24 protein-coding genes, 1 tRNA gene and 1 pseudogene are annotated in these 25,801 nt (G+C 62.6%); 5 read left to right on the top strand and 21 right to left on the bottom strand.

What is annotated here, in order from left to right; translation table 11 throughout:
- Positions 1-21: 21 nt before the first annotated feature.
- From NKI05_RS05260 to tig, 3 genes and pseudogenes are all read right to left on the bottom strand, one after another.
- Positions 22-953: pseudogene (locus tag NKI05_RS05260) on the bottom strand (heme o synthase).
- 152 nt (positions 954-1,105) lie between these two features.
- Positions 1,106-1,486 (bottom strand): c-type cytochrome, encoded by a 381-nt coding sequence (locus tag NKI05_RS05255; RefSeq protein ID WP_023667668.1) that lies wholly within the window; start codon positions 1,484-1,486, stop codon positions 1,106-1,108.
- Positions 1,487-1,746: 260 nt separating this feature from the next.
- Positions 1,747-3,222, bottom strand: a complete 1,476-nt coding sequence (gene tig, locus NKI05_RS05250) for a trigger factor (protein WP_023681635.1) — start codon at positions 3,220-3,222, stop codon at positions 1,747-1,749.
- A 352-nt stretch (positions 3,223-3,574) separates the two neighbouring features.
- Between tig and NKI05_RS05245 the strand changes: the two genes are divergently transcribed.
- Positions 3,575-3,659 (top strand) — tRNA-Leu (locus NKI05_RS05245).
- A 101-nt stretch (positions 3,660-3,760) separates the two neighbouring features.
- On the opposite strand, the gene NKI05_RS05240 is transcribed toward NKI05_RS05245, so the two are convergent.
- From NKI05_RS05240 to NKI05_RS05230, 3 genes are all read right to left on the bottom strand, one after another.
- Positions 3,761-5,209, bottom strand: coding sequence for an aromatic amino acid lyase (locus tag NKI05_RS05240; RefSeq protein WP_023815397.1), 1,449 nt, complete (start codon positions 5,207-5,209; stop codon positions 3,761-3,763).
- A gap of 75 nt (positions 5,210-5,284) precedes the next feature.
- A complete protein-coding gene (locus tag NKI05_RS05235; protein ID WP_023697610.1) occupies positions 5,285-5,866 on the bottom strand; it encodes a GDYXXLXY domain-containing protein in 582 nt (193 codons plus the stop codon).
- On the bottom strand, positions 5,863-6,975 hold the full coding sequence (locus NKI05_RS05230) for a DUF2157 domain-containing protein (RefSeq protein WP_023815398.1): 1,113 nt from the start codon (positions 6,973-6,975) through the stop codon (positions 5,863-5,865). The genes NKI05_RS05235 and NKI05_RS05230 overlap by 4 nt, the downstream gene beginning before the upstream one ends.
- 235 nt (positions 6,976-7,210) lie before the next feature.
- On the opposite strand from NKI05_RS05230, the gene NKI05_RS05225 reads away from it, so the two are divergent.
- From NKI05_RS05225 to trmFO, 3 genes are all read left to right on the top strand, one after another.
- On the top strand, positions 7,211-7,351 hold the full coding sequence (locus tag NKI05_RS05225) for a DUF1127 domain-containing protein (RefSeq protein ID WP_006335194.1): 141 nt from the start codon (positions 7,211-7,213) through the stop codon (positions 7,349-7,351).
- 51 nt (positions 7,352-7,402) lie between these two features.
- The gene (locus tag NKI05_RS05220; protein WP_023667673.1) at positions 7,403-7,546 is read left to right on the top strand and encodes a DUF1127 domain-containing protein; all 144 of its coding nucleotides are present in this window, start codon (positions 7,403-7,405) and stop codon (positions 7,544-7,546) included.
- 539 nt (positions 7,547-8,085) lie between these two features.
- On the top strand, positions 8,086-9,498 hold the full coding sequence (trmFO, locus tag NKI05_RS05215; RefSeq protein WP_023815399.1) for a methylenetetrahydrofolate--tRNA-(uracil(54)-C(5))-methyltransferase (FADH(2)-oxidizing) TrmFO: 1,413 nt from the start codon (positions 8,086-8,088) through the stop codon (positions 9,496-9,498).
- 36 nt (positions 9,499-9,534) lie between these two features.
- Here trmFO and NKI05_RS05210 read toward each other — a convergent pair whose 3' ends face one another.
- The 5 genes from NKI05_RS05210 to yajC form a co-directional block, all read right to left on the bottom strand.
- Positions 9,535-10,350 carry a phytoene/squalene synthase family protein gene (locus NKI05_RS05210; protein ID WP_502898756.1) on the bottom strand — a complete coding sequence of 272 codons (816 nt, stop codon included), beginning with the start codon at positions 10,348-10,350 and terminating at the stop codon, positions 9,535-9,537.
- A 25-nt stretch (positions 10,351-10,375) separates the two neighbouring features.
- Complete coding sequence (locus tag NKI05_RS05205) at positions 10,376-10,765, bottom strand: Mth938-like domain-containing protein (protein ID WP_023688226.1); 390 nt, start codon at positions 10,763-10,765, stop codon at positions 10,376-10,378.
- Positions 10,766-10,776: 11 nt separating this feature from the next.
- On the bottom strand, positions 10,777-13,329 hold the full coding sequence (secDF, locus tag NKI05_RS05200; RefSeq protein ID WP_023667677.1) for a protein translocase subunit SecDF: 2,553 nt from the start codon (positions 13,327-13,329) through the stop codon (positions 10,777-10,779).
- 217 nt (positions 13,330-13,546) lie between these two features.
- Complete coding sequence (locus NKI05_RS05195; RefSeq protein WP_023688225.1) at positions 13,547-14,542, bottom strand: SecDF P1 head subdomain-containing protein; 996 nt, start codon at positions 14,540-14,542, stop codon at positions 13,547-13,549.
- Between the two features lie 54 nt (positions 14,543-14,596).
- Positions 14,597-14,944 carry a preprotein translocase subunit YajC gene (gene yajC / locus NKI05_RS05190; protein ID WP_023667680.1) on the bottom strand — a complete coding sequence of 116 codons (348 nt, stop codon included), beginning with the start codon at positions 14,942-14,944 and terminating at the stop codon, positions 14,597-14,599.
- A 271-nt stretch (positions 14,945-15,215) separates the two neighbouring features.
- On the opposite strand from yajC, the gene NKI05_RS05185 reads away from it, so the two are divergent.
- Positions 15,216-16,091 (top strand): ATP-binding protein, encoded by an 876-nt coding sequence (locus NKI05_RS05185; protein WP_023688224.1) that lies wholly within the window; start codon positions 15,216-15,218, stop codon positions 16,089-16,091.
- 100 nt (positions 16,092-16,191) lie between these two features.
- Here NKI05_RS05185 and NKI05_RS05180 read toward each other — a convergent pair whose 3' ends face one another.
- From NKI05_RS05180 to nagZ, 10 genes are all read right to left on the bottom strand, one after another.
- Positions 16,192-17,691: a peptidoglycan DD-metalloendopeptidase family protein gene (locus NKI05_RS05180; RefSeq protein WP_023815400.1), complete on the bottom strand. Its 1,500-nt coding sequence runs from the start codon at positions 17,689-17,691 to the stop codon at positions 16,192-16,194.
- 355 nt (positions 17,692-18,046) lie between these two features.
- Positions 18,047-18,700: a protein-L-isoaspartate(D-aspartate) O-methyltransferase gene (locus NKI05_RS05175; RefSeq protein ID WP_023681647.1), complete on the bottom strand. Its 654-nt coding sequence runs from the start codon at positions 18,698-18,700 to the stop codon at positions 18,047-18,049.
- 26 nt (positions 18,701-18,726) lie between these two features.
- The gene (surE, locus tag NKI05_RS05170) at positions 18,727-19,488 is read right to left on the bottom strand and encodes a 5'/3'-nucleotidase SurE (protein WP_023710683.1); all 762 of its coding nucleotides are present in this window, start codon (positions 19,486-19,488) and stop codon (positions 18,727-18,729) included.
- A complete protein-coding gene (serS, locus tag NKI05_RS05165) occupies positions 19,488-20,792 on the bottom strand; it encodes a serine--tRNA ligase (RefSeq protein ID WP_352511708.1) in 1,305 nt (434 codons plus the stop codon). Before serS ends, surE begins: the two co-directional genes overlap by 1 nt.
- 109 nt (positions 20,793-20,901) lie before the next feature.
- Positions 20,902-21,777: a twin-arginine translocase subunit TatC gene (gene tatC, locus NKI05_RS05160; RefSeq protein WP_023688219.1), complete on the bottom strand. Its 876-nt coding sequence runs from the start codon at positions 21,775-21,777 to the stop codon at positions 20,902-20,904.
- Entirely contained in the window at positions 21,774-22,514 is a 741-nt protein-coding gene (tatB, locus tag NKI05_RS05155; protein WP_023697619.1) for a Sec-independent protein translocase protein TatB, read from the bottom strand. Before tatB ends, tatC begins: the two co-directional genes overlap by 4 nt.
- Positions 22,515-22,600: 86 nt before the next feature.
- Positions 22,601-22,822 carry a twin-arginine translocase TatA/TatE family subunit gene (locus NKI05_RS05150; RefSeq protein ID WP_023681650.1) on the bottom strand — a complete coding sequence of 74 codons (222 nt, stop codon included), beginning with the start codon at positions 22,820-22,822 and terminating at the stop codon, positions 22,601-22,603.
- Positions 22,823-23,002: 180 nt separating this feature from the next.
- Positions 23,003-23,770: an SMC-Scp complex subunit ScpB gene (gene scpB / locus NKI05_RS05145; protein ID WP_023681651.1), complete on the bottom strand. Its 768-nt coding sequence runs from the start codon at positions 23,768-23,770 to the stop codon at positions 23,003-23,005.
- The gene (locus NKI05_RS05140) at positions 23,767-24,567 is read right to left on the bottom strand and encodes a segregation and condensation protein A (protein WP_023667690.1); all 801 of its coding nucleotides are present in this window, start codon (positions 24,565-24,567) and stop codon (positions 23,767-23,769) included. The genes scpB and NKI05_RS05140 overlap by 4 nt, the downstream gene beginning before the upstream one ends.
- A 173-nt stretch (positions 24,568-24,740) precedes the next feature.
- Positions 24,741-25,760: a beta-N-acetylhexosaminidase gene (nagZ, locus tag NKI05_RS05135; protein WP_023697621.1), complete on the bottom strand. Its 1,020-nt coding sequence runs from the start codon at positions 25,758-25,760 to the stop codon at positions 24,741-24,743.
- Between the last annotated feature and the right edge of the window lie 41 nt (positions 25,761-25,801).

The raw sequence follows: 25,801 nt of genomic DNA, 5'->3' as shown, positions 1-25,801 counted from the left end.
TCCGAACACAGCGTCATGCCGTCACCCTCCGGCTGACATGAACGCGCGTATCGCGATGGTATCGGCAAGCAGCACGGCAAAGATCGCGAAAAGATAGAAGATCGAATAGGCAAACAGCGCCTTGGCCGGCTTCATCTCCTTGTCGAGGACGACCAGGGCGTTCCAGGCATGCCAGATGAAACCCGAGCCCAATGCAGCCGAAACAATCCCATAGCCCCGCTCGTGAATCCGAACGCCCAGGGCAGCACGCCGATTGGTGCCAGGAGCAGTGAATAGGCGAAGATCTGCCTTCTGGTCGAGGCCTGGCCGGCCACGTTCGGCATCATCGGGATGCCGGCAGCGGCATAGTCGCCGGCCTTGAACAGTGCGAGCGCCCAGAAATGCGGCGGCGTCCACAGGAAAATGATCAGGAACAGGATGAGGCTTTCAATGCCGATGGCGCCGGTGGCCGCCGCCCAGCCGATCATCGGAGGAAGGGCACCCGCCGCGCCGCCGATGACGATGTTCTGCGGTGTCGAGCGCTTCAGCCACATCGTATAGATGACGACGTAGAAAAAGATGGTGAAGGCCAGCAGTGACGCGGCAAGCCAGCCCACCAGCACGCCGAGCGTCATGACCGAAAGTGCGGAAAGCACCAGGCCGAAGCCGAGGGCTTCGCCGGCCGTGACGCGGCCCGACGGAACCGGCCGCTTTGACGTGCGCGACATCAGCGCGTCGATGTCGGCGTCGTACCACATGTTGAGCGCGCCGGCCGCTCCCGCTCCAACCGCAATCGCACCTATGGCGATCACGGCGATGACCGGGTTCATCGCGCCGGGCGCCACCATCAGACCGACGAAGGCGGTAAACACGGCAAGGGCCATGACCCGAGGCTTCAAGAGCGCAAAGAAATCACTGGCCGTCGCTTCCGAGAGGCGGACGCCGGTATCCTTGAGGCTTTCCTTGACCGACATTTGAGACGACCATCGATGGAAACCGGGCAGCCTAGAGCAATTCCAGGAAAGTGTATGGGGTTTTCCGCCCGGAATTGCGTAAGAACAAAGAGATCGAGCGGATCGCCGTTTCCGTGAAACGGTGAAACGCTCTGGCCGGCCGAAGAGCCAGGTTACGGGGAAAATTGCTTCAGATAGGCGATGACGTTGGCGACGTCCTCGTCCTTCTTGAGGCCGGGAAACGCCATCTTCGTCCCTTTGACCATTGCCTTGGGGTCGTGAAGATACGTCGTCAGTGTCGGCTCATCCCATTTGACGCCGGATGTGCCGGCCGCGATCATGGCTTCGGAATATTTAAAATCCGGATGCGTACCGGCCGTCCGGCCGATAACGCCATGCAACGAAGGGCCTATCTTGTTGGTGTCTTGGTCTGCGACGTGGCAGACCTTGCATTTGGTGAAGACCTTCTCGCCCGCCGCGGCGTCCTGTGCCCGCGATGGATTGGCGATGAAAGTTGCAACGGAAACGACGGCGAAAAACGCAACCAAGCGCATGGCATTCCTCCCTGATCGTCAAATTTTCCTCAGACGGTCTGCACATGCCGGTAGCACCAGCATGCGCCCTGCACGGCAGAATAGATTCTCCGCTCCTCCCCAGATGGAATTGCGCCACCTGTGTACCACAGAATCTGGCCGGTAGGTAGAACAGGTCGACCGTACAAAGGTTCAGGTGGGCTGCGGTGGCTCAAGGCACATCCGCCACAACGAAAAAGGCCGCCTCGAGGGCGGCCTTTTCTGATCTTGTCGTCAGACGCTTATTCGGCGTCCTTGGCGGCCTTCTTCTTCGGGGCTGCCTTCTTCTTCGGCTCTTCCGCGTCGTCGGCCTTTTCAGCCTTGTCGGCCTTCTTGGCAGCGGCCTTCTTCGCCGGCTTGGCCTTGGCGGTATCGCCCTCTTCGTCGTCAGCCATCAGCTCTTCCTTGCTGACCTTGACGTCGGTGACCGAGATCTGGCTGAGCAGATGGTCGACGACCTTCTCCTCGAACATCGGCGCGCGCAGCGTGTTCAGGGCTTCCGGATTGCTGCGATAGAACTCGAAGGCTTCCTGCTGCTGGTTGGCCGGGTAGCGGCGCACCTGCTCGAACAGGCCGCGCTGCAGTTCCTCGTCGGAAACGGTGACGCCGGCCTTCTCGCCGATCTCGGCCAAAACCAGGCCGAGACGCACGCGGCGCTCGGCAAGCCGCAGATATTCGGCGCGTGCCTCTTCTTCCGTCGTCTCCTCGTCGGCGAAGGTACGGCCGGCGGCTTCGAGATCGCGGTTGACCTGGGTCCAGATGTTGTTGAACTCGGCATCGACGAGCTTCGACGGCGCCTCGAACGAATAGGCCGCGTCAAGCTGGTCGAGCAGCTGGCGCTTGACCTTCTGGCGGGTCATCGAACCGAACTGGTTCTCGATCTGGCCGCGCACCACGTCGCGCAGGCGCTCCAGCGATTCCAGGCCGAGGTTCTTGGCCATCTCGTCGTTGATTTCCAGCGCGCCGGGCTTGGACACTTCCTTGACGGTGACGTCGAAGGTGGCTTCCTTGCCGGCCAGATGCGCTGCCTGGTAGTTTTCCGGGAAAGTGACGGTGACCTGCTTCTCGTCGCCGGCCTTGGCGCCGATCAGTTGGTCCTCGAAGCCCGGAATGAATTCCTTGGACCCCAGAACCAGCGGCTGGTCGGTGCCGGCGCCGCCGGAAAAGGCCTCGCCGTCGATCTTGCCGACATAGTCGATCGAAACGCGGTCGCCTTCGGCGGCCTTGCCGGTCTTCGGCTCGAAGCTTCGCGCCGATTCGGCAACGCGCTGGACCTGTTCGTCGATCTCGCTGTCCGGCACTTCGAATACCTGGCGCGTCACCTTGATGTCGGAGAAATCCTTGATCTCGATCGCCGGGATGACCTCGTAGTTGAGGCGGAATTCGAAGTCGGCGCCGCCGGCCAGGATCTTCTCGGCCTCCTTCTCGTCTTCCGTCATGATCACTTCAGGCTGCATGGCGGCCTTTTCGCCGCGCCCCGTGATGATCGAACGGGTCGAATCGTTGAGGATCTCGTTGACCACTTCGGCCATGAACGACTTGCCGTAGACCTTGCGCAAATGCTGCACAGGCACCTTGCCGGGACGGAAGCCGTTGATGCGGACCTTGTTCCTGGCGTCGGACAGCCGCGCCATCAGCTTGGCTTCCATATCACCGGCCGGCACGGTGATCTTGATCTCGCGCTTGAGACCGGAGTTGAGCGTTTCGGTGACCTGCATCGTAAAACCTTTATCTTCACCAAAGAGGCTGCCACGGCGTCTTGCCGTTCACAGCCTGCCGGTACAATCTTGCCGGGAATGGCTTTTGGCACGGAACCTGGCGATTTGACCGAAATTACGGCTCAAATTCTTCCAAACTGCGTTCCAAGATGTGAATAAGTTCTTGTTTTTCCTACTTCTTATCACATTCTGCAGAAGCGGATCGGCGCGTCCCGTCACATTTGACACGCCTTTTGTCACAGGCGAGGCCAATTTTCAACCATCTTCGCGTTGCAGCGAATGACCGCCCCAACGGCAGACATTTTCGCCCCGACATTGACAGAATGATGGCTACATGGGATTGCCGACAAATGCGGATGTGGCGGAACTGGTAGACGCCCTGGATTTAGGTTCCAGTGCCGAAAGGCGTGGGGGTTCGAGTCCCTTCATCCGCACCACCCTTCACTCTATCGAGCTTCGGGTGGCAGGCCACCTGAGAGCTTGATATAGCGAAGGGTGTCCTCCGAAGCCGTGGCGTAGGAGGACTGGCGGCGACGGCCTACACTTCAAACACTTGACCGGTAAACCACTCCGCCAATTTCGCCAGCTCCGGCCCCAGCACCCGGTCGGCGTCGACCGGCGGCACGATCTTCCTGATATCCGCGACAAAATCCTGCAATGCCGGCGGCGCGGCGCGTTCAGTCACGTACAGGGCCTGCGAGGCGATCATGGCCAGCATGGCCATCGCCGCGTCGAGGCAGCGGCCGGCCGTCGCCTCCTTGGTCCAGGCGAAGAATGCGGTGGTGGCGACGTCGTCCTGGCCGGCGCCGGCCGATTCGGTTCCCGGGATGAAGGTGCGCTGCGCCGCAACCTTGGCCTGTTCGAGATAGCCGGTGATCGCCATCGGGACATAGCCGACATTGCCATGGCCATCGCTGTCGGCCCAATGCCGCCCGGTCATCAACAGGTCGGGCAGCAGCGACACCTTGCCGTTCAGCAGCTTTGAGGCGTGCCGGTCGCAAAGCAGGCAGAGATCGGCCCAGATCGCCGCCAGATCGTCCAATGCCGGTGTCGCCATGGCATTGTGGTAGCCGCCGGTGGAGATGCAGCGTCCCAGCGGATGCGCATCGTCGGGCGGGATATAGACCGGATTGTCCGAGATCGAGGCCAGCGACACGGTCGCCGCCTGCTCGGCGCCCGCCAGCGCCCGATGCGCATGGCCGAGCACGCGCGGCACGATGCGGTAGCTGACCGGCGCCTGATAGTTGCGCCGGCCGTCGCCGGCGCCAACCAGGTATTGCCGCAACCCTTGCAAGGCGGCCGCTTCGTGCGCGTCGCCCCACAGCCCGTCGAGCGCGGCATCATAATGCTCGAGCGGCGCACGAAAGGCTTCGATCGACAGCGCAAACACCTTGTGCGCCATCGCGACGCGACGGCGTGCGGCAAGTGCTGCGTCCGCCACAAGGGCGGCAGCGCAGGGCGAGCCGTTGATCAGCGAGCCCCGCTCCTTCACTTCGAGCTCCAGGCCAGCGGTAAGCGCGGCAAACAGCGGATAGAGCGCCAGGATCTCGCCGGCGCCGCCCTGCCCCTGCGACGACACCACCGGCATCGGTCCACCGTCGAGCATCGCCGCAACGGCTAGCGCGATGCGCGGCGTGGTGGCGGCATTGCCTTCGATGAAATTGGTCAGCCGTGCCAGCACGATCGCCCTGACGACGCGCTCAGGCAATGGCTCACCGAACGATGTGGCGGCGGCATACGCCTTGATGCGCGCATGGCGGTCGCGCTCGTCAAGTTCGAGCTTGCGGCTTGCCAGCTCGCCCATGGCGGTGGTGACGCCGTAGATGACCGGCGGCGGATCGGACTCAATGAGTTTCAGGAACGAGGCGCGGCATTCGGCAATGCGTTGCAAGGCCTTGTCGCCGATTTCGACCGTGTCGATTCTCCAGGCGACGCGCAAAACGGCATCGAGATTGATATCTTCGCGCGTCGTCACCGTAATCGGCATTGTCTTCGCCCGTCTGGTTTGCATGAGGGCGAAGCGATCGATCGTTGCCGAAGTCCATGCCCTGGGTAATGTCTTCTAGTAGAGCGGTTCCTCAAACAATGTCTTGTCGCCGTCCATCAACGCCTTGATCTGTGCCTGGCCACTGGCGGCGAGCGCGATGCGCACGCCGAATGGCCGCACCCGCATGTCGTTCTGGATCGCCATGCCCTGGCCCTCAGGTAGGTAGAAGCGGTCGATGCCGTATTGCGGTGCGATCGTGGATTCAGGATCAAGCGTCCAGCCCGGCGCGACCTGGCCGACAATATCGGCTTCGTCGGCGGTCGCCGGCGTCGGAGCCTTGCCGAACCAGGCCGTGGTCGCATGCCAATAGCCGTCGGCACCCGGCTTCAGCCGGACCACGATCGGCGTGTTCTCGCTCACGAGCTGGCCGGCCGGGATGTTGGCGATCAGCTTCACCGGCAAGCGCGATATTTCATAGCCGAGGATAATATAGTCGCCGCGCAGCAGATCGCGCGGATCGACCGGCTCGACTTTCAGCAAGACCTCCTTGCCGTTGCGCAGGATCGCCGCGCGGCCGGCGATGATCCAGCTCAGGAAGCCGATCTGGACGAGCGCCAGGACCAGCGCCGAGATGACAAGTTTCTTTCCCGACATCATGCTGCCGCTCCTTCCGGGGCCTTCATGCGTTTTTCCACACGGATGATGACGAGAGCCAGGATGCCGAACAGCACTGCGGCAGCCAGGAAGAAGCCGGCCGTGCCGAGCATCGTCTGCAAGGTCACGACATAGATAATGGCGAGCTCGAAGGCAAAGCCGGCATAGGCAACCCAGCGCAGCCCCCTGCTCTCGCGCCCGCCCAGCATGATCGCCGCGGCAATGCCGGCCAGTGCGATGACCGACGCAATGGCAAAGCCGTTGCTGAAGGCGTTGTCATCGCCCAGTTCGATCTGCATCATCGCCAGCCCGGTGAGAAAGCCGATCAAGGCGTGCAAAGGCAACCGCCCGCCGAGCTGCAAGATCCGGTCGGCCGGCCCAGCGGCGAAGATCGAAACCGCAAACAGCAGCGCCGACACCACGACGAGAGGAATAGCCAGGGCGAGCGTGTTCTGGTCCAGGCCGCGCACCGCGATATAGAAAATGACCGAGAGAATGATCAGGTGGCGTGCCGGCTGGCTGCGCGTCCACAACGAGACGACAAAAAGCACCGGCGCCATGATAACGAAGAAATCCGAAAATACGGGGCGGTCATAAAAGTCGAACGCGCGCACGAACAGCCAGGCAACGGATATGCCGACGGCAGCGACCGTCAGCGGGTTCGAGCGCAACGCCACCGCGGCTAATGCCGTGCCGATGCCCCAGGTGACGATGGCCGAGGCTTCGTCACCCGTGAGATGGTACATCTGGCCGATCAGCGCGATCGATCCGCCGAAGGCCGCGGCGGCCACGATCCACAGCGCCTCGCCGATCGCCGCATGGTCGCGCATCTTCAACACCGCGCCGCCGACATAGCCGGCGAGAATGACGGCAAACAGCGCCGCGACCCGCACCAGCCGCGGGATCGCGTCCCAGTTGGCGGCGACGAAGAGCAGGATCGCGGCGCCGAACAGCAGCGCTGCCATCATGGCCAATATAGTGCCGAAGCTCAGCGATTTGCGCTCGTTTGCGTCGATGTCGCACTTAAGCGCATCGGCCGTCTTGGCGTCGATCAGGCCGGCCTGCAGCCACCGCCCGATATCGGCCCTCGCCCGTGACGAATAACTCGCCATGCCGCTTCTCCCCCAGCTTGGTCTTTCTGACAGCCGATCCGCCCAAATCGTTGACGCAACGTCATTTTCCGATTCGGGTTTCTTCATGACGAAGCCGTGAACGCGCGTTAATGTTGCATTGCACAATTTGCATTGCTGCCATGCGCCAACAGCACTTTTAAATCGATATTACCCAGCCTATTTACTGTTCGTACACAAACGGAATGATCCGAAGAAAGACGAAACGAGCACTACCATGAACCTGATCCGCAACTACCGCAACTGGCGCCGCTACCGGGACACCGTCTCCGAGCTGAGCCGCCTGTCGAACCGTGAACTGACCGACCTCGGCATCAGCCGCAGCGACATCCACTACGTCGCCCGCAAGGCGGTCTAATCCTCTTCGGATCGCAAATGATCCGAACCAGTTTTGAAAAAGAGAACGACAATGAACCTGATCCGCAACTATCGTAACTGGCGCGTTTACCGCGACACCGTTACCGAGCTGGGTCGCCTTTCGAACCGTCAGCTCCATGATCTCGGCATCGTCCGTGACGAGATCAAGATCATCGCCCGCAGGGCGACGATCTAGCCAGAATTTCGCCAGGGTCGACCTCCTCCCCGACCCTGACGGATACGGTCAGCCTTCACCTCCTCCCGAGGGTTGACCACCAAAACGGCGCCCGCCGCACCTCCTCCCGCGGCGGGCGCTGTTTCCAAAGCGAACGCAGTTCGTCTTTCCAAAGCGAACGCAGTTCGTCTTTCCGAAGCGAACGCAGTTCGTCTTCAAAGTGAACGCAGTTCGTCTTCCAGGGATTTCGCCTCCCTCGATCTGGCGAAAAGAATTTCGTCAAAGCCGACCTCCTCCCCGGCGATGGCGAATACGGCCGATCCCCACCTCCTCCCGAGGATCGGCCCCAAAAACGACACCCGCCGCACCTCCTCCCGCGGCGGGTGTTGTTGTTTTTGGGCAGGCTTTTCAATTGCGCATGCAGTCGATCGAGGCGCTTTACGCCGCCATCAGACCGTCGCTGCGGACATAAGAAAGTCGAGCTCCGTCGTTGCACGACAATGACCCACGCTCGCACCGGCCAATTGCAAACAGCGCGCCAAGCGATTATTCCGGCGCTCATGAGCAAAAATCCAATCCATATCGTCGGCGGCGGCCTCGCCGGCTCCGAAGCCGCATGGCAGGCAGCGCAAGCCGGTGTTCCCGTCATTTTGCATGAGATGCGCCCGGTGCGCGGCACCGATGCGCATAAGACCGATGGCCTGGCCGAGCTCGTCTGCTCCAACTCCTTCCGCTCCGACGATGCCGAAAACAACGCGGTCGGCCTGCTGCACGCCGAAATGCGGCTGGCCGGCTCGCTGATCATGAGTGCCGGCGACGCCAACCAGGTGCCGGCAGGCGGCGCGCTGGCCGTCGATCGCGACGGTTTCTCCGACGCGGTGACGAAAAAGCTTGAAGCGCACCCGCTGATCACCATCGAGCGCGAGGAAGTGCCGGGCCTGCCGCCGGCGGAGTGGGACCAGGCGATCATCGCCACGGGACCGCTGACCGCGCCGTCGCTCGCCCAGTCGATCGCCGAGGCAACCGGCGCCGATGCGCTGGCCTTCTTCGACGCGATTGCCCCGATCATCCATTTCGACACGATCGACATGGACACCTGCTGGTTCCAGTCGCGCTACGACAAGGTTGGGCCCGGCGGCACCGGCAAGGATTACATCAACTGCCCGATGGACAAGGACCAGTATCTCGCCTTCGTACAGGCGCTGGTCGACGGCCACAAGACCGAATTCAAGCAGTGGGAAGGCACGCCCTATTTCGACGGCTGCCTGCCGATCGAGATCATGGCCGAGCGCGGTGTCGAGACGCTTCGCTACGGACCGATGAAGCCGATGGGGCTGACCAATGAGCACAACCCGACGGTCAAAGCCTATGCCGTGGTGCAGCTGCGTCAGGACAATGCGCTGGGCACGCTCTACAACATGGTCGGTTTCCAGACCAAGCTGAAGCATGCCGAGCAGGTGCGCGTGTTCCGCACCATTCCGGGTCTGGAAAACGCCGAGTTCGCCCGTCTCGGCGGCCTGCACCGCAACACCTACATCAACTCGCCGACCTTGCTCGACGCCTCGCTGCAGCTGAAGTCGCGGCCGGGCCTGCGCTTTGCCGGCCAGATCACCGGCTGCGAGGGCTATGTCGAGAGCGCGGCGATCGGCCTGCTCGCCGGCCGCTTCGCCGCCGCCGAGCGGCTCGGCCACGCGCCATCGCTGCCACCGCTCACCACCGCCTTCGGCGCGCTGCTCAACCACATCACCGGCGGCCACATCGTCTCAGACGACGAGCCGGGCAAACGCTCGTTCCAGCCGATGAACGTCAATTTCGGCCTTTTCCCGCCGGTGGAAGCACCGAAGACCGAAGGCAAACGCCTGCGCGGCAAGGACAAGACGGTGGCCAAGCGCCACGCGATCACCTCACGCGCGCGGGCAGATTGTCGGGAGTGGCTAGGGCTGCCGGCGCAAACAGCGGAAGCTGCTGAATAGCCAAGTCTCAGAGTCCTAACGCGATTGACGTTTACGTCAACTCGCTGGCCATCCCCGCGTTGCGCGCCTGAGCAACAGCCAATGCCGGCGCAGAGCCGAAAGCCGGGCTGCGCCACCAAGCGGCGAGCGGCCATTGGCCATCTTGCCGAGATAGGCGCTGGTCAGCGCCAGCGGCAGGAACGCCGGACGCAGCGTTTCCGGAAGTGCGGACGCCCCTTGCTCGAAAGCGCGGAGATGCTCCTGCGCCAATGCAATCATCGCAGCCACCGCGCGCTGAGCGCCGGGGCCGCCGTCGCCGCTGACGAACTCCTCCGGCGAGCCGGCCGCTGCAAGGATATCCGCCGGCACGAAGCATTGCCCGCGTCGGCGATGCAGCGGCAACAGCAGCAACAGGCCGGTCATCGCCTGGGCGCAGCCGGCCCTGCCCGCCAGTTCGGCAAAGCGCGGCGCCTGATTGGGATCGAGCACCATCGCCGCCAGCTGGATCAGCGCGGCCGCCGTCTCGCCGCAATATCCCTCGAGATCGGTGCGCGACGGCATCGGATCGTCATAGAGGTCGAAGATGCGGGCCTCGAGCATGTTGTCGAAGGCAGTTTTGGGCAGGCCATGGGCAGAAATCGTCGCCTTCAGCGCATCGGCGAGCGGGTTGCCTGTGGCTGCGGCTTCAGCAGCGATGACATCGCGCCACCATTGCAGCCTCACTTCGCCCGGCAATGCCTCGTGGATGCGGTCTCGGACAGACGCAATCTCGGCATTGAAGGCGTAAAGCGAAAACAGCGCCGCGCGCTTGTTGGCCGGTGCATAGAGTGCGCTGACATAGCGGTCATGGTCGCCGGCGCGCACCGTCTCCATGACGATGTCAGCTGTATCGGTCACGTCAGTCGACGGCGATCAGCGCCGCGGCCACGGCGCGGTCTTCGGCAAGCAGAACATTGTAGGTCCGCACCGCTGCCCCCGTCGACATCGGGTCGGAGCCAATGCCAGCCGCTTTCAGCGCCGCCCGAAGTGCTGTCGGCAAGGGCCGCAAATCCTTGCCTGTGCCGACCAGCAGGATCTCGACCTTGCCGGCCTCAGCCAGCAGCAGGTCGAAATCCGCCGCCGTCAGGGCCAGCGGATCGGCCGGCTCCCAGCCATGGATGCCGGAGGGCAGGCAAAGAAGCGAGCCGCGATGCGACATGTCGGCGAAGCGGAAGCCGCCATTGCCGTAGGCTTCGATCGGCGCCCGTCCGGGGAAATGCGCCTCGCGGATGACGATGCCTTTTGCCACCAGCGCAGCCGTCAGGTCGCCATGGCCTTGCCGCCACCAACCGGCTTCTCCTCATCGGCGCTCGCTCCCTGCGGCCTGAGCCTGAACAGGATCAGCAAGGGCGCTGCGATGAAGATCGACGAATAGGTGCCGAAGACGACGCCGAACAGCATCGCCATGGTGAACGAGCGGATCACCTCGCCGCCGAACAACACGAGCGCCAGCAGCGCCAGGATGGTCGTCACCGAAGTCAGCGTCGTTCTCGACAGCGTCTCGTTGATGGCGTTGTTCAACAATTGTGGGAGCGGCATTCGTTTGTATTTTCGCAAATCTTCTCGAACACGGTCATAGACGACGATCGTGTCGTTGAGCGAATAGCCGATAATGGTCAGGATCGCCGCCAGCGAAGACTGGTTGAACTCGAGCCCGGTGATGACGAAGAAGCCCAGCGTCATCACCACATCGTGCACCGTCGCCACGATTGCGCCGACCGCGAACTGCCATTCGAAGCGGAACCAGACATAGACCAGGATGCCGATCAGCGCGATGATCATCGCAATCGTGCCTTGCTTGGCCAGTTCGCCCGAAACGGTGGGACCCACCACCTCGACGCGGCGGAAATCGTAATTGTCCTGCAGCTCGCCGCGCACCTTGTCGATGACGGTCTGCTCGGCGTTCTCACCGCCATCCTGGGTGCCAACGCGGATCAGCACGTCATTCGGCGCGCCGAATTGCTGGACCTGCACTTCACCGATATTGAGCTCCGACAGCCGGCTTCTGATATCGCCAATATCGGCGTCGCCTTGCTTGGACTGCACCTCGATGATCGAGCCGCCCTTGAAGTCGATGCCGTAGTTGATGTCGATGGTCAGGAATCCGATAACCGACGCGATCGACAGCAGGCTGGACAGTGCGAACGTCCAGCGGCGGATGCCCATGAACGGGATTTTCGTGCCGGCCGGAACGAAGGTCACCGGCGCACGCGGCAATTCCTTCGGACGCGCACGGCGCAGCCAGATCGACACCAGCAGACGGGTGAAGGTGAAGGCGGTGAACACCGTGGTCAAAATGCCGATGGCATAGGTGATGGCGAAGCCCTTGACCGGTCCGGTGCCGAGATAGAACAGCACGACCGTGGCAATCAGCGACGTCACGTTGGAATCCACGATGGTCGCCAACGCCTTGGTGAAGCCTGTGTCGATCGACTGGATGACCGAACGGCCGGCCCGTCGCTCCTCTCGGATACGCTCATAGATCAGCACGTTGGAATCGACCGCCATGCCGATGGTCAGCACGATACCGGCAATGCCGGGCAAGGTCAGTGTCGCGCCAAGCAGCGACAAGACCCCGACGATCATCGCCACGTGCACGGCGAGCGCAATGTTGGCGAGGAAGCCGAGAAGTCCGTAGGCGACGAACATGAAGGCGACGACGAGAATGGAGCCGATGATGCCGGCGACCTTGCCGGCATGGATCGAATCCTGGCCGAGGCCCGGGCCGACGGTGCGTTCTTCGATCACGGTCAGCTTTGCCGGCAGCGCGCCGGCGCGCAGCAGCACGGCGAGGTCGTTGGCGCTTTCGGCGGTGAAATTGCCTGAGATCTGGCCGCTGCCGCCGAGGATCGGTTCGCGGATCACCGGCGCCGAAATCACCTGATTGTCGAGGATGATGGCGAACGGCTTGCCGACATTCTGCTGCGTCGCCTGGCCGAATCGTGTCGCACCGCGCGAGTTGAAGACGAACGAAACCACCGGCTCGTTGTTTCGGGAATCATAGGTTGCCGTCGCCTTGGCAAGATCTTCACCGGACACGATGACGCGATTTTCCACCAGATACGGAACCGGCGGATCGTCCTGCGAATAAAGCACCGAGGAGCCTGCCGGCGGGCGGCCGTTCAGCGCATCCTGCACCGACATCGAGGTATCGACCATCTGGAAGGTCATCTTGGCGGTCTGGCCGATGATCTCCTTCAGCCTTTGCGGATCCTGCAGGCCCGGCACCTGGACGAGTACACGGTCGTCGCCCTGCCGCTGCACGATCGGCTCGGTGGTGCCGAGTTCGTTGACGCGACGCTCGACGACTTCGATCGACTGCGCCAATGCGGCCGAGGTGCGGTATTTGATGCCGGCGTCGGTGACGGTGAATTTGAGCAGCCCGGCTTCGGAATCATCCAGGGACATCTCCTGGATGGAGCCACCGGTGAACAGGCCGGCGGCGACCGGATCGGTCAGCGGCTTAAGCGCCGCCTTGGCGGCATCGATCTGGGTTGGATCGGTGATGCGCACTTGTACGGTCCTGCCGGTGCCGCCAAGGCCGGTATAGCCCACCTTGGCATCGCGCAGCAGCGTGCGGATCTCGTCGCGCGTCGTTTCCAGCTGCGCCTTGACCAGGTCGTTCTGGTCCATCTGCAAGAGGATGTGCGAACCGCCCTGCAGATCGAGACCAAGCGTCATCTGCCGCTTCGGCACCCAGTTGGGCAATTGCGCCAATGTGCTGGCCGGGAAGAGATTTGGCGCGGCAAGGATGAATGTGACGGCCACGGCGATCCAGATCAGGATCATCTTCAGGCGCGAAAAATACAGCATATGGCGTTGTCCGTCAGGGCGTACTGGCGGATCGTTCCGCCGACAATTCGGTTATTTCTTGGCGTTCTTATTTGCCACCGGCTCGCCCTTAACCCGCACTTCGCCGATTGTCGAGCGCGCTGAGGTCAATTTGGCGCTGCCGCCGGCAGCGGTTTCGGCGTCAATCGCCTCTGTCGGTTCCATTCTAATTCTGATCACCGCCGGGCGCTATCGTGCGCTACTCGACTATTTTCAATTGTGCAGGCATCGGTCCGGAACGCAAAAGCAAGGCCAGATCATCGGCGTTCTCCTTTGTAAGGTTGCCCGATATCTGGCCGCGGCCGTTAAGAATTGGCTCGCGGACGACTGGCACCGAAAGCACTTGGTTGTCGAGGATCATCGCAAATAGCTTGCCGACATTCTGCGAGGTCGCCTGCGCAACGCGTGCCGTTGCCCTGGAATCGAAGGTGAACGAAACCGCCGGCTCATTTGTGACGGAGTTGGGAGTCGCCTGAGCATTGACAATGTCGTCACTGGAAACGATCGTTCGGCTCTCAACCAGATAGGGAACCGGTGGATCGTCCTTCGAATAAACCACCACCGAGCCAGCGGGCGTCCGGCCATTGATCGCATCAGCGACCGGCATCGACTCATCAACCCACTGAAAAGTCAGCATTCCGGTTCGGGTGAGAATTCTCCTCAGCCTTTGCAAATCCGCAACGCCCGAGGTCCGGACCAGCATACCGTCTTCGCCCTCTGGCCGCACTACTGGGTCGGCTACACCAAGATCACGCAGGCGATTCTTAATGACCACGATCGACTGCGCAAGCGCGATCGACATCCGATACTTGATACCTGTGTCTGTTACCGTGAACTTGAGCAACGCTGCTCCGGTATCATCCAGGATCACTTCCTGGACCGGACCAGCGCTGCCAAGGACAGGATCAGTCACCGCCTCCAATGCCATCTTGGCCGCGCCGACCTGAGCGGCGTCGGTGATATGCACCTGAACGGCCCGACCCGACTTAGCAAGACCAGTATAGCCGATCCTTGCATCGCGCAGCAGCGTCCTGATTTCGTCACGCGTCGCCTCCAACCGGCGATCGATCACATCGGTCGCGTCCAATCGAAGCAGCACGTCCGCGCCGGCAGCGTGAAGACTGGGCGCGTCGACGAGCATTGTGGCCATAGCAAGCCAGATCAGGATCATTTTCAGGCGCGAAAAATGGACCATACGCCGTCTTTTGTCAGAGCTCTGCCCGCGGATCGCTCCGCTTGGGAAACTGGCTTACTTCTTGGCGTTCTGGTTGGCCACCGGCTCGCCCTTGACCCGAACATCGGCGATCGTCGAGCGCAGCGCCGTCACCTTGGTGCCGCCGCCAAGGTCGATCTCAAGCTCATTGTCGTCGATCACCTTGGTCACCTTGCCGACGAAGCCGCCGCCGGTGATGACCGTGTCGCCACGGCGCACGGCCGAGATCATCTCCTGGCGCTTCTTCAACTGGGCGCGCTGCGGCCGGATGATGAGGAAATACATGATCACGAAGATCAGAACGAACGGGAGTATCATGCCGATATCCCCGAACGGACCAAGCGGAGTTCCGGTAGCTTGGGCGTATGCCGGTGTGACGAACATCAAGAACTCCTGGTTACGAAGAAGGCCGTAGGGCGGCCTCGCCAAATTTGGCCGGAATATAGTGGGTAAAGTTACCAATGCAACTGCGCGGCCGGGCTTTCAGCTGCTTTTCCGGCCGGTTGACCCGTGTTAGAGCATGCTCCCGGAATACGGGCGTGGTTTTCGCAAAAGATCATGCCCAAACAAAAGCTTGGAACCAGTTTCTATCTCGCCCGGATCAAGACGATTTCGGCCCCTACGCACGTTCGTGCGGAAACATAAAAGACGAGACATGACCGACAGCACCATCGAGGCCCTGAACCAAAAGCTCGACCGCCTGATCGAGGCGGTCACCCGCCTCGCCCCGCCGCCGGTGCCGCAAACCGATCTTGCGGTTGCCGATTGCTTCGTCTGGCAGGCCGACCCCGGCTATCTCGAGCCGGTGCGCAAGGTCAACCGCGTCGACATCGGCCTGATCCGCGGCGTCGACCGCGTGCGCGACATTCTGGTCGAAAACACGGAACGCTTCGCCGCCGGCCATGCCGCCAACAATGTGTTGTTGTGGGGTGCGCGCGGCATGGGCAAATCCTCGCTGGTCAAGGCCGTGCATGCGCAGATCAACGCCCAGGCCAAATCCGACCTGCCGCTCAAGCTGATCGAGATCCATCGCGAGGATATCGACACGCTGCCCAGGCTGATGGGCCTGCTGAAGGCGGCGCCGTTTCGCTTCATCCTGTTTTGCGACGACCTCTCCTTCGACCATGACGACACCTCCTACAAGTCGCTGAAGGCAGCCCTTGAAGGCGGCGTCGAGGGCCGCCCGGCCAATGTCATCTTCTACGCCACGTCGAACCGCCGGCACCTGTTGCCGCGCGACATGATCGACAATGAGCGCTCGACCGCCATCAACCCGTCCGAGGCGGTCGAGGAAAAGGTTTCGCTGTCCGACCGTTTCGGCCTGTGGCTCGGCTTCCACAAATGTTCGCAGGACGAATATCTCGACATGGTCAACAGCTATGCCAGCCATCACGGGCTCACTATCGACCCGGAGCAGCTGCGCGCCGAGGCGCTGGAATGGGCAACGACGCGCGGCAGCCGCTCGGGCCGCGTCGCCTGGCAGTTCACCCAGGATCTGGCCGGCCGGCTCGGCAAGCCGCTGAACGACTGATTGATTTCCGTCAGGTCACTGAAAAAGCCCGCCCCTTGCGGAGCGGGCTGAGCCGGCGGGCCGGACTGGAGGTCAGACGGCCTGCAAAACGTTTATTGTTCTATTCGAGATAGCCAGAGGGGTCGACCGGGGCCGAGTTCTTGCGCACTTCGAAGTGCAGTTTCGGCGAGTCGGTGGTCCCGCTCATGCCCGACAGCGCGATTTCCTGGCCGCGCTTGACCTTCTGGCCGCGCTGCACCTCGATCGACCTGGCGTGACCATAGACGGTGACCAGCCCGTTTTCGTGGCGCACCAGAACCGTATTGCCGAATTCCTTGAGGCCGTCGCCGGCATAGATGACCACGCCGTTTTCGGCCGCCTTGACCGGCGTCCCCTCGGGCACGGCGATGTCGACACCATCCTTGCCGCCACCAAAATTGGAGATGACGCGGCCACGCACCGGCCAACGCATCTTGCCGATGCCGGTGGCATCGGGCGCGACAGCATCGTCGTCCTCGGCCTGCTGGATGACCTTGGCATCCTTCTTCGGCGGCGTGTAGGTGGCGAGCGTCTCCGTCGGCTTTGCCGCAGGCTGGGTTGCGGCCGTCGTCACCGGATCAACTTTGGCCGGCTTGGCGCTTGCAACCGTTGCGGTGCCACCGGCGGGAACCTTCAGCGTCTGGCCGATCTTGAGCAGACCGTCCTGCATGCCGTTGGCCTGCTTCAGCGCCACGATGCCAACGCCGGTCTTCCTGGCGATGGAGGACAGGCTATCGCCCGACTGGACCGTGTAGGTGCCCGCGCCGGCTTTTGGCGCGGCCGAGGCAGTCTGCGCCGGCTTGTCGGTCTTCGGCTTGTTCGCTGCCGAAGCGTCAACCTGCGCGGCGGACTTGCCGTCCTTGAGTTTCGGCTGCTGCGGCAGTACGGCGATCTTCTCCGGCGCCGGCGCCTTGGGGCTGTTTGCCGGCTTGCCGTCGGCAACTTTCGGCTCGGTCCCCTTGCTCGAATAGGCATAGGCCGGGATGACCAGCTTCTGGCCGGTCTTCAGCCCCTTGGTGGCGCTCAAGCCGTTGACCTTCATGATGACGTCGGCCGGCACGTGATAGCGATGGGCGATGCCGGAAATGGTCTCGCCGTCCCTGACGACGATCTCCGTGGCGTGCGGCGTGCCGGCGGCAACTGGTTTCGGATCGGAGTCACCGGCATTCTTGAACGGCCTTGCCGGCTGCACGGTGCCGGTGGTCGTCCTGTCGACATGCGGTGCCGGCGCAAGTGCAGGCGCGGAAGCGGTGCGCATCGGAGCGGCTTTGGGCGCGCTTGGCGGCGGCAGCTGCTGGACGGTGACCGGCTCCAGGCTGGAGCGGCTGACCGACTGGTTATGGCTGCCATTGACAGGTGCTGCAGCGATCGGCTCGGGCGCCACATCGCCCGGATAGGGCTGCGCGGTGCTCTGCTTGTCGATGATGGCGCGCTGATTGTTGGTCGAGGAGGTGAAGACGTCGTCGACACCGTTGAACCGCGAGACCTGGGAGCTACACCCCGCTGCCATTCCGGCTAGCATGAGGACAGCGCAGCCCCGCGACAGAGTACGCCCGTTTGCCTTCATAACACTGAATTGCATCGCACTAACCCGCAGACCCGGTACACACTGGTCATGATTAAAGCGCGTTAATGTTACTGGCGGGTTAACCCCATAGAATCAGACGCGAATTTTCTTAAAACATTTTGTAAGGCGCCTTCACCAACGTCGTCATCCCTGGGCGAAGCAGGCGCGAAGCGCCGTCGCGGAGACCCTGGGATCCATTCCGTGACATTGGCCGAAGAATGCAGCAGAGCAGAATTCTGCGCCGTAGCTACGCCTTGATGGCGCGGCATGGATCCTCGGGTCTGCGCTGCGTCGCTACGCTCCTTGCTTCGCCCGTGGATGACGAAACGATCGGCTTCGGCTTACCTTCGAAGCGCGTGACAGGCAGAATTCAGATAACCGCCGCAACGCTGCGCAGGATCGGCTGCAGGCGCACGGTGCCGATATCCTCGCGCTCGAAGCGGCTGCCGACCTTGGTCAGCTTGGCCAGCACCTGCTCGCCCTCCTCCGGCCCGATCGGGGCAATGACGATGCCGCCGCTCGACAATTGGTCGAGCAGGAAGCGCGGCAGGCTGTCGAAAGCCGCCCAGGCTACGATGCGGTCGAACGGCGCTTCGTTGGCAAGGCCGGTGGAACCATCGGCCTGGCGCACGATGACATTGCCGATGCCGAGCGCCTCGAAGCGTTGCCTGGCCTGCTCGGCCAGCGTCTTGTAGCGGTCGACGCTGACGATCCGAGCCGCGAGCCGCGACATCACCGCTGCCGTGTAGCCCGAGCCGGTGCCGATCTCGAGCACCCGGTTGCCGGGCTCTATTGCCAGGGCCGCAATCACCGCCGCCTGCAGATCGGCGCCCTCGATCGCCTCGCCGCATTCGATCGGCAGCATGCCGTCCGACCAGGCGATGGAATGGAACTGGCCGTTGAGGAAGCCGCGCCGCGGCGTCGCCTCGAAGGCTGCGATCAGCGCCTTCGGCACCGCGCCTTGGCCGCGCAGGCGCAGCAGGAAAGCGGCAAAACCCTCGCGATCGTCGAGCGGCAAGTTCATGCCAGAACCTTCTTCATGCGAACACCTTATTCAGACAGCGCCTTGGTCAGTTGGTCACGGATTTCATGCGCGGTGAGGTCAAGCTGCAGCGGCGTCACAGACACGAGCCGGTTGCGCAGAGCATGGAGATCGGTGCCCTGCTTGCCCTCGACCGGCTCGCGGCCGAAGCGCAGCCAGTAATAAGGCAGGCCGCGCCCGTCGCGGCGCTCGTCGACCCACAGGCTGTGCACCAGCTTGCCTTGCGACGTCACGACGGTGCCGGCGACCTCGTCAGGCAGACAGTTGGGAAAGTTGACGTTGAGCAGCACACCGTCCGGCAGCGGCATGGCGACGAGCTTTTTCAGCAGCGCCGGCGCCAGCGCTTCGGTGGTCTCGTAGGGAACGACGCGGTCCTCGCCGACATAGGAATAACCCTGGCTGAGTGCGATCGAGCGGATGCCGAGCAGCGCGCCTTCCATGGCGCCGGCGACGGTGCCGGAATAGGTGACGTCGTCGGCGATGTTGGCGCCGGAATTGACACCGGACAGGATCAGGTCCGGCGCGCCAGGCAGGATCTTCTTGACGCCCATGATGACGCAGTCGGTCGGCGTGCCGCGCACGGCGTAGTGTTTCTCGCCGATCTTGCGCAACCGGAGCGGCTCCGAGATCGACAGCGAATGCGCGTAGCCGGACTGGTCCTGCTCCGGCGCCACCACCCAGACATCGTCCGACAGCGTGCGGGCGATGCGTTCGAGCGACGCCAGGCCCTCGGCATGGATGCCGTCATCATTGGTCAGAAGAATGCGCATTATTTCGATTCGATCTTCGCCAGACCGCCCATATAAGGCCGCAGCACTTCAGGAATGGTTACGCTGCCATCCTCATTCTGGTAGTTTTCGATGACGGCAATCAGCGCACGGCCGACAGCGGTGCCCGAACCGTTCAGCGTGTGCACAAAGCGGTTGCCCTTGCCGTCCCTGTCCTTGTAGCGGGCATCCATGCGCCTGGCCTGGAAGTCGCCGCACACTGAACAGGACGAGATCTCGCGATAGGCGTTCTGTCCAGGCAGCCAGACCTCGATGTCGTAGGTCTTGCGCGCGCCAAACCCCATGTCGCCCGTGCACAGGACCATGGTGCGGAACGGCAGCTCCAGTCGCTTCAGCACCTCTTCGGCGCACTGCGTCATCCGCTCGTGCTCGGCGAGCGAAGACTCCTGGTCGGTGACCGAGACCAGCTCGACCTTGTAGAACTGGTGCTGGCGCAACATGCCGCGCGTGTCGCGGCCGGCGGAGCCCGCTTCCGAGCGGAAGCACGGCGTCAGCGCCGTATAGCGCAGCGGCAGCTTTTCATGGGCCGTGATTTCTTCGCGCACCAGGTTGGTGAGCGGGACCTCGGCGGTTGGAATCAACCCGAGCCGGCCATCGCCATGCTGCACGAAGAACAGGTCGTCCTCGAATTTCGGCAGCTGGTTGGTCCCGAAAAGCACTTCGTCGCGCACCATCAGTGGCGGGATGACTTCTTCATAGCCATGCTCGGTCGTGTGCAGATCGAGCATGAACTGGCCGATGGCGCGCTCCATCCGCGCCAGCCCGCTCTTCAGCACGGTGAAGCGTGATCCCGACAGCTTTGCCGCCCGCTGGAAATCCATCATGCCGAGCGCTTCGCCGATCTCGAAATGCTCCTTCACCCAGTTCGGCCGGGTCGGCACCTCGCCGACGATATGCTTGACGACATTGTCGTGCTCGTCCTTGCCGACCGGCACGTCGTCGAGCGGCACATTCGGCAGCACCGCCAGCGCATCGTTCAGCGTCTTGTCGAGCTCGCGCTCGCGCGCCTCGCCATTCTGGATGAAGGTCTTGATATCGCCGACTTCGGCCTTGAGCTTTTCGGCAAGTGCCGTGTCGCCCGAACGCATGGCGTTGCCGATCTCCTTCGAGGCGGCGTTGCGGCGTTCCTGCTTGGTCTGCAGCTCGGTGACGTGCTCGCGCCGCGCTTCGTCCTTCTTGATCAGCTCATCGACCGTGGACTGCGCCTCGTCAGCCGACCACGAGCGCTTGGCCAGTGCTTCGACAAGGGCCTTCGGGTTGTCGCGAATCCATTTGATATCAAGCATGGTTGGTCGTCCTCGAGCTAAGGCCTGAGGGCGTAAACCGCATCCTTCATCGATGCAAGATGGCGGCTGTCGCGTTTTTCCGCTAACGCGGATACCCGAACGCGACGGCCTATGAAGGAGCCTGCTTTGAGGACGCGTCCGCCGCCTTTTCGGCCACGGCTTCGGCGGCTTCCTGCTTCTCGCGCGCCAGCTTCTGCTTGACCTGGTCGCGCTCGATCAGCCGGGCCGCCCAGATCGACACCTCGTAGAGCAGGATGGTCGGGATGGCCAAACCGATCTGGCTCATCGGATCAGGCGGCGTCAGGACCGCCGCGACGACGAAGGCGATGACGATCGCCCATTTGCGCTTCTCGGCCAGCGCCTTCGACGACAGCATGCCGACGCGCGTCATCAGGCTGGTCACCACCGGCAGCTGGAACACCAGGCCGAAGGAGAAGATCAGCGTCATGATCAGGCTGAGATATTCCGACACTTTCGGCAGCAGCGAAATCTGCACCTGGTCGTCGGTGCCGGCCTGCTGCATGGCGAGGAAGAACCACATCACCATCGGCGTGAAGAAGAAATAGACCAGCGACGCGCCCATCAGGAACAGGATCGGCGATGCGATCAGGAACGGCAGGAAGGCGTTGCGCTCGTTCTTGTAGAGGCCAGGCGCAATGAATTTGTAGATCTGCGTGGCGATCAGCGGAAAGGCGATGACCATGCCGCCGAACATGGCGAGCTTGACCTGGGTGAAGAAGAATTCCTGCGGCGCCGTATAGATCAGCTCGACCTTGTGCGGATCGAGCCCGGCCCATTGCGTGGCCCATTTGAACGGAACGACCAAAAGATTGAACAGCTTCTTGGCAAAGAAGAAGCAGACGAGGAAGGCGACGAAGAAACCGCCGATCGACCAGATCAGCCGCCGGCGCAGTTCGATCAGATGCTCCATCAGCGGAGCCGACGACTTCTCGATCTCGTCCTTTTCGCTGTCCGTAATGCTCACTTGGCGGCCCCCGCCGTCTTCTTGGACGCGGGCTTCGTGGCCGGCGCAGGCTTCGGCTCAGCCTTTGCGACCGCCTTCGGTGCAGCAGCGGGCTTGGTGGCGGCTTTTCCAGGTGCAGCCTTGGCGGGCGCCGCTGACGGCTTGGCCGCAACCTTCGCCGCAGGCGCCGGCTTTGCCGGTGCTGCCTTGGCTGCCGCTGTTTTGGTTGCCGGGGCCTTTGATATCGCAGCCCCCTTGGCGCGCGCGTTTCGTGGCGCTGCTGTTGCTGCAGCCGGTGTCACCACCGCCTGATCGGTCATCGCCGGAAGGATCGGCGCCGCCGGCGCTGTTTCCGGTCCGTTGACACCCGGCATCACCGTCGCGCCGTTCTTGAGCGGCTCGGCCGGGTGTGGTGTTTCTGCCGCGGGCGTTGAGGGGTCGACGGCGGGCTTCGGCTTCATCACCGCATCGACGCCGGAGCGAACCTCGGCTGCCGCCTGTTCGAACGGATTGAGCTGCTTGCGGATTTCGGCCGCCGGATTGAGGCCGCGCAGCGTATCGACAGACTTCTTGACGTCGTCGAGCTCGGCTTCCTTCAACGCCTCGTTGAACTGCTTCTGGAAGTCGGAGGCCATGGCACGCAGCTTCGCCGTCGTGCGGCCGAAGGTGCGCAGCATATTGGGCAAATCCTTGGGTCCGACGACCACGATCATGACGATCGCGATCACCAGCATTTCGGTCCAGCCGACTTCAAACATGGCAATCAGTTCCGACTAGTGCTTGTCGCCCAAAAGTGCGAAGCGGTTTTGGGACAACGACTTGCACAAAAGCAACAACCTTCGGCTCAGCTCTTGCTGGCCTTTTCCTTCACTGCCGAAACGGTCTCGTCCGGGCGGTGCTCGACGGTGCGCTTGTCTTCGGCGGTATCGTCGTCGGCCATGCCCTTCTTGAAGCTCTTGATGCCCTTGGCCATGTCGCCCATCAGCTCGGGTATCTTGCCGCGGCCGAACACCAGCAGCACGATCACCAGCACGATCATCCAGTGCCAAATCGAAAATGAACCCATTGTAACTCTCTCTCGAATGTTTTCCCTGGCGATGATCTATGCGTTTTCGCGTTGGGATTCAAACACAACAGCGACAAAGTTTATGAAGGCGTGGCTTATGTCACGCATTTTCGGCAAAGCTGCCCGCTACCAATCGGCGCATCTACCGCAGCAATGCAGCTTTTTGACAGCGGCTTGCGGTCAATCTTCCGTGACGCGCGGCGTCAGCAGGCCGAGTTCCTCGAGATCGATGTCGGTCAACGCATCCTCGTCCTCGGTCAGCGCGTCCGGATCGGCCGGCGGCAACGGGATGGCGAAATTCGACGGCATGCGGCCGGAGAGCAGCCCTGCCCCCTTCAGTTCGTCCATCCCGGGAAGATCGCGGATCTCCTCCAGTGCGAAATGGTCGAGGAAAGTGTCTGTCGTGCCGTAGGTGACGGGACGGCCGGGCGTGCGGCGGCGGCCGCGCATGCGCACCCATTCCGTTTCGAGCAGCGTATCCAGCGTGCCCTTCGAGGTCTCGACGCCTCTGATGTCCTCGATCTCGGCGCGCGTCACCGGCTGGTGGTAGGCGATGATCGCCAGCACTTCGAGCGCCGCGCGCGACAGCTTGCGCTGCTGCACCGTATCGCGGCTCATCAGGAAGGCGAGATCGCCGGCGGTACGGAAAGCCCAGGCATCGCCGACCCGGACCAGATTGACGCCGCGCCGCGCATAGATCTGCTGCAGCTCAGCCATGGCAGCGGCAATGCTGATGCCGTCGGGCAATCTGGCTGCGAGCTGCTTTTCGCTGACCGGCTCGGCGCTGGCGAACACGATCGCCTCGGCCATGCGTATGGCTTCGGCCATGTGCAGCCGTTCGCCAGGATTCAGAAGCAGGGTATCAGTCGGGTCCTGGGCGATAATGCCCTCCTCGGTCTCTTCTTCAACCATGAACGGAATGACCGAAGCGTTGGCGCGTTCGCTCATGATGCCACCTCGACTGCCTTGATTGGCTGCGCTCGGCCGCGCAGATAGAGCGGCGCGAACACCTGGTCCTGCCGCATCTCGATGCTGCCTTCGCGCACCAGTTCCAGCGACGCCGCAAACGAGCTGGCAATCGCGGTACGCCGTTCGTCCGGGCTGGTCAGGTAATTGATCAGATAGCTGTCCAGCGCCGTCCAGTCGCGCAGCGAGCCGATCAGCCGGGTCAGGATATCGCGCGCATCCTTGAGCGACCACACGCCACGCCGGGCAATTGTCACATTGGTGATCGCCTGTTTCTGGCGCTGCTGCGCATAGGCGGTGAGCAAATCGTAGAGCGAGGCCGAATAGGCGTTACGCTTCTCGACGATGACCATTTCAGGCATGCCGCGTGCAAACACGTCGCGGCCGAGCCGGTTGCGGTTGACCAGCCTTGCCGAGGCGTCGCGCATGGCCTCCAGACGCTTCAGCCGGAACTGCAGCACCGCGGCCAGTTCCTCGCCGCTTTCGCCTTCTTCGCCGGGCTGCTTGGGGATGAGGAGCTTCGACTTCAGGAAGGCCAGCCACGCCGCCATCACCAGGTAGTCGGCGGCAAGCTCAAGCCTTAGCGCCCTCGCCGTCTCGACGAAGGTCAGATACTGCTCGACCAGCGCCAAGATGGAAATCCGCGACAGATCGACCTTTTGGTTGCGGGCGAGATGCAGCAAGAGGTCGAGCGGACCTTCGAACCCGGCGACGTCGACGACAAGCGACGGGTCGCCGGTGACCCGTGAATCGTCGTTCTCGGCCCACAGACGGTCCATCGGTGCGGCCTTCGCAGCCTTGCTGTCCAATGTCTCCGCCACTTGTTCCTTTACCTCTGGTTAGAGCACGATGCCGAAAGTGTGAAGCGGTTTTCGGACGACATCATGCTCTCTCTATCTAATTTAGAGACGGATTCAGATTTCAGGTCGAACAGACCTGAAATCATCCGTCTCTAGGCCACCGCATCGAAATAGGTGGCAAACTCGGCGCGTATCTCGGTTTCGTCGGCCCGGTCGCGATCCCTTATATAGGTCAGCGCCCGCTTGGCGCGCTCCAGCGACGTCCCTTCAAGTCCCGTGGTTCGCGATGCGATGCCTGCCATCTCCTCGAAAACGCCATTGCAGTGAAGGACCAGATCGCAGCCCGCCGCAAGGATCGAGGCCGCCTTTGTCGGGAAATCCCCAGAAAGCGCCTTCATCGAGGTGTCGTCGCTCATCAACAGCCCGTCGAAGCCGATCTCGCGGCGGATGATCTCGTCGATGACCTTGCCTGAGGTGGTCGCTGGGTTGTTCGGATCGATGGCGCTGTAGACGACATGCGCCGTCATCGCCATCGGCAGATGGCTAAGCTCGCGGAAAGGGGCGAAATCATGCCGCTGCAGGTCGCTCAGCGAGGCGTCGACCACAGGCAGCTCGAAATGCGTGTCGGCGAAGGCGCGTCCATGGCCCGGAATATGCTTCATGACCGGCAACACGCCGCCGGACATCAGCCCTTCCGCGGCGGCGCGGCCAAGTTCGATGACCGGGCGCGGCTCCTTGCCATAGGCGCGCGCGCCGATGACGTCGCTGGCGCCCTCGATCGGCACGTCCAGCACCGGCAGGCAATCGGCCGAGATACCGAAGCGCAACAGGTCGAAGGCGTGCAGCCGCGCCATCAGCCAGGCAGCGCGGGTGCCGGCATCATGGTCCTTGCGCCACAATGCACCGAGCGCGCCGCCGGCGGGATAGTTCGGCGCCAGCGGCGGCCGCAGGCGCTGCACCCGGCCACCTTCCTGATCGATGAACACCGGCGCATCGGGGCGCCCGATACAGTCGCGCATTTCGGCGACCAGATCGCGGATCTGCTCCGTTTCGCCGATATTGCGCGCAAACAGGATGAAGCCCCACGGGCATTCATTGCGATAGAAACGGATTTCTTCGCGGGTCAGCGATTTCCCGGCACAGCCGAGGATCATGGATTTTGATTCGGTCATTCCACCAGTTTAGGGCTTCGCGCCGCCAAAGGGAATCTCCC

The sequence above is a fragment of the Mesorhizobium sp. M0771 genome (genome assembly GCF_040320155.1).
Lineage (GTDB): Bacteria > Pseudomonadota > Alphaproteobacteria > Rhizobiales > Rhizobiaceae > Mesorhizobium.
Note: the sequence above shows the minus strand (reverse complement) of the source record. Positions and strands in the feature narration are given on the sequence as shown.